Source organism: Naumannella halotolerans (assembly GCF_004364645.1).
Taxonomy (GTDB): domain Bacteria; phylum Actinomycetota; class Actinomycetes; order Propionibacteriales; family Propionibacteriaceae; genus Naumannella; species Naumannella halotolerans.
Genome location: NZ_SOAW01000001.1, coordinates 375,574 through 388,961, shown reverse-complemented (window position 1 = coordinate 388,961; position 13,388 = coordinate 375,574). Strand labels below are relative to the sequence as shown.

Below are 13,388 nucleotides of genomic sequence, written 5' to 3'. Positions count from 1 at the left end.
GCTGCGGAATGGATGTCTCAGTGCAACCGGGCGAAGATCTCCCGCGAGGCGCGGGAACGGTTGAGGGTGTACAGATGCAGCCCCGGTGCCCCCAGCGACAGCAGGTCCTCGCAGAGCTCGGTGGCGATGTCGATGCCGACCGCACGCACCGCGTCGGGGTTGTCCCCGGCGGCATTCAACCGGTCGGTCACCCGTCGCGGGAGATCGGCCCCGGAGAGTTCGGCGAACCGCTCGATCTGCCGCAGATTCGTCACCGGCTGGATACCGGGGATGATCGGCAGATCGCAGCCCCGGGCGCGTACCCGTTCGACGAGCCGCAGCCAGGCTTGGGGGTCGAAGAACAACTGGGTGATCGCGAACGACGCCCCGGCAGCGGCCTTCGCCACCAGGATCCGGGCGTCCAGTTCGGCATCGCGCCGATCGGGATGCAGATCGGGAAAAGCCGCCACCCCGATGCAGAAGTCCCCCAGGGAGGCCACCAGTTCCACCAGCTCGGTGGCATTGGCCAAACCCTCCGGATGCTGCTGCCAGGGTGCTGTCGGCCCGCCCGGTGGATCGCCCCGGATCGCCAGCACGTGATGCACCCCGGCGGCGGCGTAGGCCCCGACCGTGTGCCGTACCTGCGCCGCCGACTGCCCGACGCAGGTCAGGTGCGCCATCGTCCGCAGCGAGGTGTCGCGGGAGATCCGCTCGGTGGAGCGGATGGTCCGGTCCCGGGTGGAGCCGGAGGCACCATAGGTGACCGAGATGAAATCGGGGCCGAGCGGCTCCAGCTCCCGTACCGTCCGCCAGAGGGTCTGCTCGGCCTCGGCATCGCGGGGCGGGAAGAACTCGAAGGAGAACAGCGGACGGTCCGAGGCCTCCAGCAACTGCGCAATGGTGGCAGGGCGCGTGTTCACCGACATGGCGCCAACCCTAGACAGGTGACACCCGCCGCCACCGCCTAGGCTCGGCGCGTGGACACCCGTGAGCTCGCCCTGGACCCGAACTATCCTGCCGGCCCGGCGGTACGCGATGCGGTCGGTCTGCAGATCGCCGACTTCCTCGCCGCGCGCGGCCCCGAACTCGACGCGATGGAGCCACGGGCCGGGGAGCTGCTGCGGCAGGCGTCGGTGTTCGGGGCCGGCGGCAAACGGTTGCGGCCGGCGTTCTGCCTGTGGGGTTGGGTGGCCGCGACCGGTGACCTCCGCGCAGCCGAACCGTTGGTGGCCGCGGCGGCCAGTCTCGACCTGCTGCACCTCTCGGCCCTGGTGCACGACGATGTGATGGACGAATCCGAACTGCGCCGTGGTCGACCGGCCTCGCACAAGCAGTTCGAGGAACTGCACCGCGCCGCCGGACTGGCCGGTGACCCGGAGTTGTTCGGCCGGGCCGGGGCGATCCTGCTCGGTGACCTGTTGTTGATGTGGTCGGTGCAGATGTTGCACACCCGCGGCCCGGCCGCTCAGGTGCTCGCCCCGGCGCTGCCGCTGCTGGAACGGATGCGCACCGAGGTGACGGTCGGTCAGTACCTGGATGTGCTCGCCCAGGCCACGCCGCTGGACGATCCGGCGACCGTCGCCGAGTTGTTGCCCCTCGCCGAGCGGGTGCTGGAGTTCAAGACCGCCAGTTACACCGTGGTCCGCCCGCTGCAGTTCGGGGCAGCTCTCGGCGGTGCCGAGGAGTCGCTGCTGAATGCCCTGGCCGAGTACGCCTTGCCGCTGGGACGCGCCTTCCAGTTGCGAGACGATCTGCTCGGTGTGTTCGGCGACGAACAGCTGACCGGCAAACCGGCCGGTGACGATCTGCGGGAGGGCAAACGGACCGCGCTGCTCGCCCACGCCCTGGCCGGGGCCGCTCCGGCGGATCGGGAAGAACTGGCTGCACAGATCGGCCGCGCCGACCTCGACCTGGACCTGACCCGGTCGTTGATCGTCGGCAGCGGCGCGGTGGAACGGGTCGAGTCGATGATCACCGAGAACGCTGCGGCCGCACTCGAGGCACTGTCCCGAGCGGGGCTGGGTGAGGACGCCGAGACCGGGCTGACGGTGTTGGTCGACGCGGCCATCAACCGGGTGCACTGATCGGTCGAACGGCGGCTTCGTCGCGCCGGCTTCGAGCCGGTCTCGTCGAACCGGCTTCGGCGCAGCCGTACCGTCGAGGAGTCTCAGCCGGAGCGGTCCATCACCAGGGCGAAGGCCGCCCGCTCCTGGTCGCGTACCCGGTCGGTGAGGACGTCGACCACCGCATCCCAGCCGGGGATCTCGGTCGGCCGCGGCCAGCTGTCGAGGACCAACGCCGTGGGCCGGTCCAGGTCGGTCAGGCAGTCGGCCAGGGCATCGAGATTCGCGCCGTACCAGTCGGGCAGATCCAGCGCCCGGCCGATCGCCAGCAACAGCGTCCGCCGGTCGTCGATCCCCTCGGTCCGCAGCACACCGACCCGCCAGCCCCATTCGGCCAGCACCTTCGGCAACACCCCGGACTGGGTGGTCACCTCGTAGACGCCGGCCTGTCTTCCGGCCAGCCGGTGCCGCTCGGCGGACTCGTCCTCACTCATCGGTTCTCATCGTAGGATCCCGAGGAAACTCTGGTAGTGGTCCTCGGTCCAGTAGAACTCCTGCGCCGGATCCCCGCCGGTGACGATCCGCCACGGCCCCCGATCGTCCTCCCCCGGCTTGCGCACGGTGTACTCGCGGTAGTAGCCGGTCTCCCGATCGGGCAGCAAACCCTCCCGATTGCCGAAGACCGAACCGTCCTGCTCATAGGGGTACGGGCCGCCGGCGTCGATCAGCTCGAGCGTCTGCTGCGCGCTCGCTGGCAGATCGGCCTCGCCCACGGTGGCCAGTTCTGAAGCGGCCCCGGTGGCTGCCGGGGCCCTGGTGCCGATCGGGTTCCCGAGGCCCTCGGAGATCGGCGGGGCGAAGCGTCCCCAGGCGATCAACCCCAGGACCAGCACGACGAGCAGGGTCCCGAGTACCGCCGAGACGGTACGCGGTGGGCGACGCGCCATCAGTTCCGCTTCCCGAACAGACGGGGACCCGAGCGCCGCAGTTGGGGATCGGTCCGCCACCGTTCGTCCAGCCGCTGCCGCAGCCGACGGGCGGCGGCCTCCGGGTCGGGGCTGTCACCGATGGCGGCCGAGACCTCGATCCGCCGGGCGCCGGCATCGAGCACCTGGTCGAGGTTGTGTTCGTCGATGCCACCGGCGGCGAACCACGGTTTGGCCTCCGCGGACCCGACCGGCGCGGTCCGCGTCAGCTGGCCGATCAGGTCCAGTCCGATCGCTGGTGTCCCCGAACGCCCAGGGCCGGGAAAGACCGGACCGACGCTCAGGTAGGCGATCTCGGGATCGGCCAGCGCCGCCTCGGCGGCCGCCGGCTCGCTCACCGTGGCACCGATCAGCGCCCACGGTGACAGGCGGGTACGGGCCTGCGCGCTGCCTGCCGGGTCGGCGAGGCGCAGCACATCGGCCCGGAAACGGCCTGCCAGTTCCGGATCGTCGTCCACCGCGATCAGCTTCTGCCGGGCCGCCGCGGCGGCCCGGGCCCGTCGCAGATGGTCCAGTGCGAGCTGCGGATCCACACCCGGCTGAGAGACCTCGATGATGTCCACACCGCCGGTGATCACACTGGCCAGGAACTCGTCGAAATCACCGGTCCCGGCCCGCAGCGACGTGCGCAGGTACAGGCGGGCCTGCCGCAGTCGCGTGGTGAGGCCGAGGAGCACAGTCACCTGCTCACCCTAGGTGACATCGGCTGCTGCCTCACCCCTGGCCGCGGTCGCGCCACGGGTCGTCCTCCGGAGGATTGCCCGGACGCGGATCGCCCGGTGCCGGATAGCCGGTCGGCCCGAACCCCTGTTGGTCATGTCCGGGCCCGTAGCCGTCCGGGTCGGTGGCTCGCGGACCGGCCGGCGGCGGGCCGTACCCGCCCGGTGCAGCCGACCAACCCGTGGACCCGCCGGGTGCGCCGTACCCACCCGGAGCCGCGGGCCCGTCCTGCCAACCTGTGCTCTGGCCGGGGTGCCCGGGACCAGGGTGGTACGGACCCGGTGCGGTGACCGGATCGGTCATCCCCAGATCCCGGCGCCGGACCAGGTCGAGGTAGTACAGGCTCTGATAGATCACGCTCAACGGCCCGGTGAGCACCGAGGCCAGCAGCGGCAGCAGGATCGCCAGCACCAGTCCCGGAACCATCGCTGCGAGGACCGCAGCCGGCGCTGCGGACTGCTCGTACTCGGGAGTGAGCTGGCTGAACAACGACGCGGGGAGCTGGGCGATCCAGGAGATCACGCCGAGCAGCAGCGCGAACAGCAGGTAGTACCCGAGGGTGCGGAAGAAGGCGCCCCGGGTCAGTCCCCAGGCCCGCCGGACACTGTCCAGTCCCGATCCTGCCTCCACGGCAAGCACCGGCAGCAGCGGGTAGAGCCGCACCGACAGGAAGATCGCCGCGGCCAGCAACAGCAGGTAGCCGACCACGAATACGAAGATCGAACCGGCGAACAGACCGGCGATCCCCTCCGGACCACCACCAGCCGAGATCGACGAGACGACCGAGACGATCAGCCAGGCGAACCAGGCCATGACCAGTAGCCCGATTGCGGCCACGACCGCCACCGCGATCACGACCAGCACCAGGACCCGTCCGATCATCCCCCGGGTCCGGTCCCACAGCTCGTCGAAGCCGGGCCGGCGACCGGCCACGGTCTCCATCGTCAACGCGACGATCATGCCCTGGAAGCGGATCCACAGCACCCCGATGAGGACCGACACCACGGCCAGCGCGATCACGGCCAGCGCACCGATGCCGAAGAGGGCCGCGAACGACGGTGCCGCGGTGTCGGCGAACGGATCGAACATCGGCAGCGCGACGGCCAACACCACGACCGCCACGGCGCCGATCACCGCCACCGACAACAGGCCGCTCAGCACCGCAGGCAGCACCCCCAGCGCAAGCACCATGCCCGGGCGCAGTTTCAGCAACCGGAACGTTCCACCGAACACATCACCCAACCGGAGCGCACGATGAGGGACCACTGCCTCAGGGGGAATTCCTGCTGTCATGTCCTCGATAATCCCAGACGGCAGGACCAGCAGCGCAATCGGTGGGAGAGCAATCGGTGGGACGGCGGAAGGCACGCCGGTCCGGTGCCGAATCCCGCAACGGCTTGGGCTGTCCGCTTACACTCACGAATGCGCCGACCAGGGCGTACCAACCACGCGGTACCTTCCCCTTCGACCGCCGGAGCTGTTGATGACCATGACGCCCATGCGCGACCCACTCGTCGGGCATGTCGTCGACGGGCGTTACGAGATCACCGATCGGCTCGCCCGCGGCGGCATGGCGACGGTTTATCTCGCCACCGACACCAGGCTTGCCCGCACGGTGGCGGTGAAGATGATGCACGAGGGCCTCGGCGGGGACGGCGATTTCGTCAGCAAGTTCGACCGCGAGGCGCGCGCCGCGGCGCATCTGTCCCATCCGAATGTGGTCTCGGTCTTCGACCAGGGGCTGGACGGGATGCGCCCCTACATCGTCATGGAGTACGTCTCCGGGGGTACGCTGCGGCAGCTGATGAGCCGGGAGGGTCCGCTCGAACCGTTGCGCGCACTGCAACTGATCGAACCGGTGCTGGCGGCGCTGGCCGACGCCCACGAGGCCGGGCTGATCCACCGCGATGTGAAGCCGGAGAACGTGCTGATCACCGATCGCGGTCAGTTGAAGGTCGCCGATTTCGGTCTGGCCCGGGCGATCAGCGAACAGACCATCACCGCCACCCAGGGGGTGCTGATCGGTACGGTCTCCTATCTCCCGCCGGAACTGGTGTTGCAGGGCCGGGCCACTCCCCGCTCGGACGTCTACAGCAGCGGCGTGATGCTGTTCGAGATGCTGACCGGCAGCAAACCGCATACCGGGGACACCCCGATCCAGGTGGCGTGGGCGCATGTGCACAACGACATCGAGGCCCCGTCGAGGCGTCGGGACACCTCCTGGCGCGAGTCCCGTTCGGGGATTCCGCCCTACATCGACGAACTGGTCCGCGCGGCGACCCGCCGCGAGCCCACCCAGCGACCCGCCAATGCCCGTGAACTGCTGGAGGCGGTACGCCAGGCCCGCGCCGCCCTGAACGGCGGGGTGATGGACGATCCGGCGCTGACTGCCCGGTTCCGTCATCTGGGTGAGGTCGACGCCGCTTCGGCCACCGAGGTGGTGCCGCGGCAGGAGCGGCCGGACGATCCGACCGCCCGGATCGACGCAGATCGGCCTCGCACCGGCGAGGCCCAGGACCCCGCGGTACGCAGCGAACGCAGCCGGGCCGAGCGGAACCAGGCCGAACCGGTGGCGCCACGCCCGGTACGCAGCCCGCCGAGCCCGGAGCGTCACCCGACCCGGATCGAGCCCCGGGAGGTCGCCCGGACAGCCCGTCCACGCGGTCGGACCAGGCCCGTAGCGGCCCCGCCTTCGCGCCGACCGGCCCCGACCCGCCGCTCGGTCTCCGAACACCGCCGGGAGCTGCTGGAGCGACAGCGTCGGCGACGGATCCGCGGAATCGTCTGGCTGCTGCTGTTGCTGATGCTGACCCTGGCCGCGGTGGCCGGCGGCTGGTGGTTGGTCGACGGCCGGTTCACCGCAGCGCCGCCGGTGGCCGGACTGACCCAGCAGGAGGCCACCACCTCGGTGCAGACCGCCGCACTGAGCCCGCAGACGGTCGAGGAGTTCAGTGAGGACGTACCTGCCGGTTCGGTGATCAGCACCGATCCCGCGGCAGGTTCCAAGCTGGAGCGCGATTCGCCGATGACGCTGGTCATCTCCAAGGGACCCGAGCGGTTCGAGGCGCCCGATGTGGTGGGTGCCGAACTGGCCGAGGCCGAGGAGCAGATCACCGGCGACGGGGCCCTGAAGGTCGGGAAGGTGTCGGAGGAGTGGCATCGAGACGAGCCCGCGGGGACGGTGCTGAGTTCGGATCCGCAACCGGGTGAGTCGTTGAAGCGTGACACCGCCATCGACCTCACCGTCTCCAAGGGGCCCGAGCCGATCCAGATCGCCGACTTCACCGGCAAACCCGCCGCCGAGGCTCGAGACGGGCTCACCGGCAGCGGGTTCACGGTGAAGGAGGGCACCGCCCACTCCGATTCGGTCGCCGAGGGGGACGTCATCTCCCAGGATCCGGCCGGCGGGACCGGCCATCGCGGCGACGAGGTGACGATCACCCGTTCCCTCGGCCCCGAGGAGGTGGAGGTGCCGCAGGTACGGGCGAAGCCGCTGGACGAGGCGAAGAAGCTGCTCGAGGATGCCGGTTTCAAGGTGAAGACCGAGGAGGGCGCGGATTTCCTGGGTCTCGACTACGTCGCGTCCACCGATCCCGGTGAGGGCCGCAAGGCACCGAAGGGGTCGACCATCACCTTGACCCTGGTCTGAGGGTCGTCGACCGGGCCATCACCCCGGCCGAGTGTCGTCAGCGCCGCGGTTGGTCCGGTGCCGGCCACTGCTGCTGACCCTGCGGGCCCGGCCAGTCCTGGCTGCCCGCCGGGTGTTGCTGTTGCCCGGTCGCGCCCTCCGACGGTACCCCCGGTGCCGGCCACTGCTGCGGTGCGAGCGGTGCCGGCCAGTGCTGCGGTGCGACCACACTGTCCGGCGGCGCCGCCTGTCCGGCCGACCAGCCCGAGGGATTCGGCCACTGGGCGGGCGCCGAGCCGGACAGGGCGCCCGGTTGCCAGCCACCGCCCCCGAGTCCACCGGCCGGTGCGGTGGTCGGCGGGGCCCAGTTCAGCGTCGGCGCGACGGGTTGCCGCGCGACCAGGTCACGGTGGTACAGGGTCTGTGCGGTGATCAGGAAAGCCGTCGAGCAGACCGCGACGATCCCCGACAGCGCGACGGTGACCAGCGTCCACGGCCACAGCTGCCCGACGAGCCGCGTCGAGAGGTCACCGGAGGTGGCGCTGGGCAGTGCCAGCGGCAACAGGGCGATCGTCCTGGCCAACCAGACCATGGAGCCGAACAGGGCCACCGAGCTGAGGGTCCGCAGGAACCGGCCGGCGGTCAATCGCCAGGCCCGTCCCACCGCGGCCAGACCACGGTGCTGCGGCTCCAGGGCGAAGACCGGTCGCAAGGGGTACAGACGGGCGCTGATCAGGGTCCAGCTCAGCACCACCGCGATCCCGGCAGCGACCAGCGGCAGCACCGGCAGTTGCTCGGCGCCGAACAACCGGGGACCGAACAGCCAGACGGTGAGCGCGAGCAGCAACATCACCACCCCACCGAACAGCAGGATCACCCCCAGCGACCGGCCGATCACCCCCCGGGTGTTCCGGAAGGCCTCGCCGAAACCGATCTCGCTTCCCCCACCCAGCGCCTCCACGACGGCCGCGATCACCGCGGAGCACCGCAGGTGCAGGCAGACCCCGACGATCGTCGCCGAGACCACGCCGACCCCCACCCATCCGGCCTGCATCGGGGCCAGATCGGCGTCGGTCAGCAGGTCCAGCAGGAACGGCACCGCGGCGAGACCGGCGAGCACCAGCGCGGCCGGCAGCAGACTCAGCGCGGCGATCAGCAGCGGCTGCCGCCGCAGACAGCGGCCGGCGTCGACGATGATCTCGCCGAGTTCGTCGTGTCCCGGGCGGCCGATCGGCGTACTCGGCCGGGGATCGTCGCGGACCGGGGTCGCCGGTGATCCGAGGGCCCGCTCGGCCACGGGTGGTGCCCCCATCAGAGCTCGACCTCGCCGGCCTCGCGCCAGTCCTCGAAGCGGGTCTCGGTCAGCTCCTGCAGGCGGCCGCCGAGCAGCCCCCAGTACCGGTCGTTGATCAGCCCGTCGTGGATGCCGAAGGCAGCCGGGGCACCCACCGCCCGGACGAAGTCGATCTGTTCCTTCATCGCCGACCAGGGCCCCATCACCGGCAGCGCCAGCAGGTCGATGCCCCGGGGTACGGCGGCCAGCGAGTCGCCGGGATGGAACAGCGTTGTCGCGTCGGCGGTGATCACGAAACCGGTGTTGCCGATCAGCGGGATGTCCCGGTGGATCTCGGCGTGCACCCCGCCGACGGTGCGGATGTCGAACCCGGCCAGTTCGGCCGCCGATCCGGCCGGCATCGGTTCGGCCCGGCCGGCCAGGAACTCGTAGGCCCCGGCGGTTTGCGGTTCGGTCAACACCGTGGCCTGTGGGTTCGCCGTCAGCAGCCTCGGCAGTCGTTCGGCGTCGATGTGATCGGGATGTTGGTGGGTGATCAGCACCGCATCCAGCTCGGTCAGATCGGTCCACCGGTCGGAGAAGTTCCCGGGGTCGATCAACAGGCGCCCGGTCGAGGATTCGACCAGCACTGCGGAATGTCCCAGATGGGTGATCTTCATGGCCCCAACGCTACCTGCCCGTCACGACGCTGCTGCGCCGTCGACGGCGAGGACCGCCGGTACGGCGGGCCGGCCGGGCTCAGTGGCGGTCTGCGACGAGCAGCTCGCCGATGATCGTGCCGGCTCGGCGGGCATCGGCGGTGCTGACATCGCGGTGGGTGACGGCCCGGGCGACCGCAGTCCCCATGGCACTGATCCGGACGCCCCGTCCCCGGGCGCGCTCGACCAGCTCGACAGCCGGTAGCGCACCGGTGTCCAGGCGGACGATGTTGCTCTGCACCCCGGCCGGATCGATGGCTTCGGGAGCCTGCGTACCGACGGCCTCGGCGAAGGCCGCGGCCGCCTCGTGGTCCTGGGCCAATCGGGGCAGTTCGTGGTCGAGCGCATAGTCGCAGGCAGCCGCCAGGATCCCGGCCTGCCGCATCCCTCCACCGAGGCGTTTGCGCAGTACCCGGGCCCGGTCGATCACCCCGGCGGGCCCGACCAGCATCGACCCGACCGGTGCGCCGAGGCCCTTGGAGAAGCAGACGCTGACGGTGTCGAAGAGTCGTCCGTAGGTCGCCAAAGGTACGCCGGTCGCGGCGTGGGCGTTCCACAGCCGGGCCCCGTCGAGGTGCATCGCGATCCCGGCTCCGCGGGCGAACTCCGAGATCGCCTGCAGTGCGGCGATCGGCTGCACCCGGCCACCGGAGAAGTTGTGGGTGTTCTCCAGGGCGATCGCCGCGGTGGAGACCAGGTACGGGCCGGCATCGGCGGTGGCCAGGGTCTGCAGGAAGTCCACCGGGGCCACCCCGTCGGGGGTGAACCAGGTCCGCATGGTCACCCCGAACCAGGCGGCGTGACCGCCGAGTTCGGCCCGGGCGATGTGTGCCTGGGCGTCGCACAGCACTTCCTTGCCGCGGGGCACCAGCACACCGATGCCGAGCATGTTCGACATCGACCCGGTCGGGCAGAACAGCCCGGACTCATGCCCGAGCAGTTCGGCGACCCGCCGCTCCAGCCGGTTCAGGCTCGGGTCCTCGGCATAGACGTCGTCGCCGACCTCGGCATCGGCCATCGCCCGGCGCATCCCGGCGCTCGGCCGGGTGACGGTGTCGGAACGCAGATCGATCGGCGGCTGGGATCCCTCGGCGTCCGCCCGGCTCATGCCAGGACGTCGGCGGTCGGTGCCGTCTGCAGGTCCCGCAGGCCGCGCTTCAACCGCCCGTCGGTCAGCCGCTGGGAGACCAGGAAGGCCAGCTCCAGCGACTGGTTGCGGTTCAATCGCGGATCGCACAGCGACTCGTACCGGTCACCGAGGTCGGTCTCGGCCAGCGCATCGGCCCCGCCGACGCACTCGGTCACATCGTCCCCGGTGAGCTCGATGTGCACCCCACCGGGCCAGGTGCCCAGTTGGTCGTGGACGTCGAAGAAGCCGTTGACCTCGTCCATCACGTCGTTGAAGTCGCGGGTCTTGTAACCGTTGGCGGCCTCGAAGGTGTTGCCGTGCATCGGGTCGCAGATCCAGACCACCTCCCGGCCGCTGGCCTCCACCTGCTCGATCACCGGCGGCAGCAGCTCACGGATCTTCTTCGCCCCCATCCGGGTGATGAAGCTGATCCGGCCCGGCTGATGATCCGGATCCAGGGCGTCGGCCAGGGCGAGCGCATCGGCACCGGTGGTGGTCGGGCCGAGCTTGATCCCGATCGGGTTCTGCACATGCCGCAGCATCTCCACATGGGCGCCGTCGAGCTGGCGGGTCCGCTCCCCGATCCAGACGAAATGCCCGGAGACGTTGTAGGGCTTGGCGGTACGGGAGTCGATCCGGGTCAGGGCGTGCTCGTACTCCAGCAGCAGCGCCTCGTGAGAGGCGAAGAAGTCGACCTTGCGCATGGACTCGTCGTCCATACCGCAGGCGACCATGAAGGCCAGTGCCCGCTCGATCTCCCCGGCCAGTTCCTCCCACCGGGTGCCGACGCCGGAGGTCTTGGCCCAGTCGGAGTTCCAGGAGTGGATCTGCGCCAGGTGGGCGAACCCGCCGGTGACGAAGGCCCGGGTCAGGTTCAAGGTGGCGGCCGAGGCGTTGTAGACGTCCAGCAGCCGCTTCGGGTCCGGGGTCCGGGCCTCGGGGGTGAAGGCGAATCCGTTGACCGCATCACCCTTGTACACCGGCAGGGTGATCCCGCCGCGGGTCTCGGTGTCCTTCGAGCGCGGCTTGGCGTACTGCCCGGCCAGGCGACCGATCTTCACCACCGGCACCTGCGCGGCATAGGTCAGCACGACCGCCATCGCCAACAGCACCCGCAGCTTGTTCGACACATTGGCCGCGGTGACTCCCTCGAAGGTCTCGGCGCAGTCGCCGCCCTGCAGGACGAAGCCCTTGCGCTGGGCGACCTGGGCGAGCTTCCCCCGCAGATCGTCGCACTCCCCGGCGAAGACCAGCGGCGGTCGGACGGAGAGCTCCTTGACCACTTCGTCGACGGCGACGGGGTCAGGATAGGCGGCCTGATGCTTCGGGTTCAGCGCATGCAGCTCGGCCAAGGAGGGAAAGACTTCGGACATGGCGCCAAGAGTAGTTCGTCGGCGACAATCCGACCGAATCCGCCCGCAGGGCAGACAGCGAGTCAGTCGGTGCCGACCTCCATCGCCGCCCGGTCCAGGGCCTCGGCATCGTCATCGGGCCCGGAGCCGCCGGCGATCGCCTTCGCCCCGCCGGGGGTCAGCTCGCCCATCAGATCGGCGCCGCTGCCACCGAAGATGCCGCGCTGGGCGTACTGCTCCAGCCGGGATCGGGAGTCGGCGATGTCGAGGTTGCGCATGGTCAACTGTCCGATCCGCTCGGTCGGGCCGAAGGCCGCATCGGCCACCCGCTCCATCGACAGCTTGTCCGGGTGGTAGCTGAGGCCGGGACCGGTGGTGTTCAGGATCGAGTAGTCGTCCCCGCGCCGCAGCTTCAGCGTGACCTCACCGGTGATCGCCGAACCGACCCAGCGCTGCAGCGCCTCCCGCAGCATCAGCGCCTGCGGGTCCAGCCAGCGGCCCTCGTACATCAACCGGCCGAGTCGGCGACCGTCGGCGAAGTAGGAGCTGAGGGTGTCCTCGTTGTGGATCGCGGTGACCAGACGCTCGTAGGCGATGTGCAGCAGCGCCATCCCGGGCGCCTCGTAGATGCCGCGGCTCTTGGCCTCGATGATCCGGTTCTCGATCTGGTCGCTCATCCCCAGGCCGTGGCGACCACCGATGGCATTGGCCTGCATCACCAGGTCGACCCCGGAGGCGAAGCTCTCGCCGTTGATGGTGACCGGCCAGCCCTGCTCGAAGCCGATGCTCACCTCCTCCGGGGCGATCTGCACCCGATCGTCCCAGGCGGCGACGCCCATGATCGGCTCGACGATCTCCATCCCGGCGTCGAGTTGCTCCAGCTTCTTCGCCTCATGGGTGGCGCCCCAGATGTTGGCATCGGTGCTGTAGGCCTTCTCCGCGCTCGCCCGGTAGGGCAGATTCCGTTCGGTCAGCCACTGCGACATCTCGGCCCGGCCGCCGAGTTCGGCGACGAAGTCGGCATCCAGCCAGGGCTTGTAGATCCGCAGGTTCGGGTTGGCCATCAGGCCGTAGCGGTAGAACCGTTCGATGTCGTTGCCCTTGTAGGTCGACCCGTCTCCCCAGATCTCGACGCCGTCGTCCTTCATCGCCCGCACCAGCAGGACACCGGTGACCGCACGCCCCAGGGGCGTGGTGTTGAAGTAGGTACGTCCGGCGGTACGGATGTGGAAGGCACCGCACTGCAAGGCGGTCAGGCCTTCGGTGACGAGGGCTTCGCGGCAGTCGATCAGCCGGGAGATCTCGGCACCGTACTCGTGGGCGCGGCCCGGCACGGTCTCGATCTCCGGCTCGTCGTACTGGCCGATGTCGGCGGTGTAGGTGCAGGGAATCGCACCCTTCTCGCGCATCCAGGCGACGGCGACGGAGGTGTCCAGACCTCCGGAGAAGGCGATACCGACACGTTCGCCGACGGGCAGCGAGCTGAGAACCTTGGGCATACCCGCAGACTAGCGCATAATATTTCGAGCTGTCGAATAA

At 70.0% G+C, this 13,388-nt stretch carries 12 protein-coding genes; 2 read left to right on the top strand and 10 right to left on the bottom strand.

Annotated features, from left to right (window positions below):
- Positions 1 to 17: 17 nt before the first annotated feature.
- Positions 18 to 905 (bottom strand): methylenetetrahydrofolate reductase [NAD(P)H], encoded by an 888-nt coding sequence (gene metF / locus CLV29_RS01860; protein WP_133753381.1) that lies wholly within the window; start codon positions 903 to 905, stop codon positions 18 to 20.
- 51 nt (positions 906 to 956) lie between these two features.
- Here metF and CLV29_RS01855 point away from each other — a divergent pair, with 51 nt between their 5' ends.
- On the top strand, positions 957 to 2,063 hold the full coding sequence (locus CLV29_RS01855) for a polyprenyl synthetase family protein (protein ID WP_208292716.1): 1,107 nt from the start codon (positions 957 to 959) through the stop codon (positions 2,061 to 2,063).
- Positions 2,064 to 2,146: 83 nt separating this feature from the next.
- Here CLV29_RS01855 and CLV29_RS01850 read toward each other — a convergent pair whose 3' ends face one another.
- Genes CLV29_RS01850 through CLV29_RS01835 form a run of 4 tightly spaced genes read right to left on the bottom strand, consistent with a single transcriptional unit; the run spans position 2,147 to position 5,041 of the window.
- Positions 2,147 to 2,536, bottom strand: coding sequence for a barstar family protein (locus tag CLV29_RS01850; RefSeq protein WP_133753380.1), 390 nt, complete (start codon positions 2,534 to 2,536; stop codon positions 2,147 to 2,149).
- A gap of 6 nt (positions 2,537 to 2,542) precedes the next feature.
- Complete coding sequence (locus CLV29_RS01845) at positions 2,543 to 2,989, bottom strand: guanyl-specific ribonuclease (protein ID WP_133753379.1); 447 nt, start codon at positions 2,987 to 2,989, stop codon at positions 2,543 to 2,545.
- Positions 2,989 to 3,711, bottom strand: a complete 723-nt coding sequence (locus CLV29_RS01840; protein WP_133753378.1) for a thiamine phosphate synthase — start codon at positions 3,709 to 3,711, stop codon at positions 2,989 to 2,991. The genes CLV29_RS01845 and CLV29_RS01840 overlap by 1 nt, the downstream gene beginning before the upstream one ends.
- A 31-nt stretch (positions 3,712 to 3,742) precedes the next feature.
- The gene (locus CLV29_RS01835; protein WP_133753377.1) at positions 3,743 to 5,041 is read right to left on the bottom strand and encodes a glycerophosphoryl diester phosphodiesterase membrane domain-containing protein; all 1,299 of its coding nucleotides are present in this window, start codon (positions 5,039 to 5,041) and stop codon (positions 3,743 to 3,745) included.
- A 205-nt stretch (positions 5,042 to 5,246) separates the two neighbouring features.
- On the opposite strand from CLV29_RS01835, the gene pknB reads away from it, so the two are divergent.
- Positions 5,247 to 7,397 carry a Stk1 family PASTA domain-containing Ser/Thr kinase gene (gene pknB / locus CLV29_RS01830; RefSeq protein ID WP_243831668.1) on the top strand — a complete coding sequence of 717 codons (2,151 nt, stop codon included), beginning with the start codon at positions 5,247 to 5,249 and terminating at the stop codon, positions 7,395 to 7,397.
- Positions 7,398 to 7,434: 37 nt separating this feature from the next.
- Here pknB and CLV29_RS01825 read toward each other — a convergent pair whose 3' ends face one another.
- From CLV29_RS01825 to argG, 5 genes are all read right to left on the bottom strand, one after another.
- Positions 7,435 to 8,688 carry a hypothetical protein gene (locus CLV29_RS01825; protein ID WP_133753375.1) on the bottom strand — a complete coding sequence of 418 codons (1,254 nt, stop codon included), beginning with the start codon at positions 8,686 to 8,688 and terminating at the stop codon, positions 7,435 to 7,437.
- Positions 8,688 to 9,329, bottom strand: coding sequence for an MBL fold metallo-hydrolase (locus tag CLV29_RS01820; RefSeq protein ID WP_133753374.1), 642 nt, complete (start codon positions 9,327 to 9,329; stop codon positions 8,688 to 8,690). The genes CLV29_RS01825 and CLV29_RS01820 overlap by 1 nt, the downstream gene beginning before the upstream one ends.
- A gap of 79 nt (positions 9,330 to 9,408) precedes the next feature.
- Positions 9,409 to 10,476, bottom strand: a complete 1,068-nt coding sequence (locus tag CLV29_RS01815; protein WP_133753373.1) for a threonine aldolase family protein — start codon at positions 10,474 to 10,476, stop codon at positions 9,409 to 9,411.
- Complete coding sequence (locus CLV29_RS01810; protein ID WP_133753372.1) at positions 10,473 to 11,870, bottom strand: class II 3-deoxy-7-phosphoheptulonate synthase; 1,398 nt, start codon at positions 11,868 to 11,870, stop codon at positions 10,473 to 10,475. Before CLV29_RS01810 ends, CLV29_RS01815 begins: the two co-directional genes overlap by 4 nt.
- 62 nt (positions 11,871 to 11,932) lie before the next feature.
- Complete coding sequence (argG, locus tag CLV29_RS01805; protein WP_133753371.1) at positions 11,933 to 13,348, bottom strand: argininosuccinate synthase; 1,416 nt, start codon at positions 13,346 to 13,348, stop codon at positions 11,933 to 11,935.
- Positions 13,349 to 13,388: the final 40 nt, after the last annotated feature.

Bases quoted from the DNA above. Each gene is read 5' to 3' on its own strand.
- CLV29_RS01825 (WP_133753375.1), bottom strand. From the start codon at position 8,688: ATGGGGGCACCACCCGTGGCCGAGCGGGCCCTCGGATCACCGGCGACC.
- CLV29_RS01835 (WP_133753377.1), bottom strand. From the start codon at position 5,041: ATGACAGCAGGAATTCCCCCTGAGGCAGTGGTCCCTCATCGTGCGCTC.
- argG (WP_133753371.1), bottom strand. From the start codon at position 13,348: ATGCCCAAGGTTCTCAGCTCGCTGCCCGTCGGCGAACGTGTCGGTATC.
- CLV29_RS01850 (WP_133753380.1), bottom strand. From the start codon at position 2,536: ATGAGTGAGGACGAGTCCGCCGAGCGGCACCGGCTGGCCGGAAGACAG.
- metF (WP_133753381.1), bottom strand. From the start codon at position 905: ATGTCGGTGAACACGCGCCCTGCCACCATTGCGCAGTTGCTGGAGGCC.
- CLV29_RS01810 (WP_133753372.1), bottom strand. From the start codon at position 11,870: ATGTCCGAAGTCTTTCCCTCCTTGGCCGAGCTGCATGCGCTGAACCCG.
- CLV29_RS01815 (WP_133753373.1), bottom strand. From the start codon at position 10,476: ATGAGCCGGGCGGACGCCGAGGGATCCCAGCCGCCGATCGATCTGCGT.
- pknB (WP_243831668.1), top strand. From the start codon at position 5,247: ATGCGCGACCCACTCGTCGGGCATGTCGTCGACGGGCGTTACGAGATC.
- CLV29_RS01820 (WP_133753374.1), bottom strand. From the start codon at position 9,329: ATGAAGATCACCCATCTGGGACATTCCGCAGTGCTGGTCGAATCCTCG.
- CLV29_RS01845 (WP_133753379.1), bottom strand. From the start codon at position 2,989: ATGGCGCGTCGCCCACCGCGTACCGTCTCGGCGGTACTCGGGACCCTG.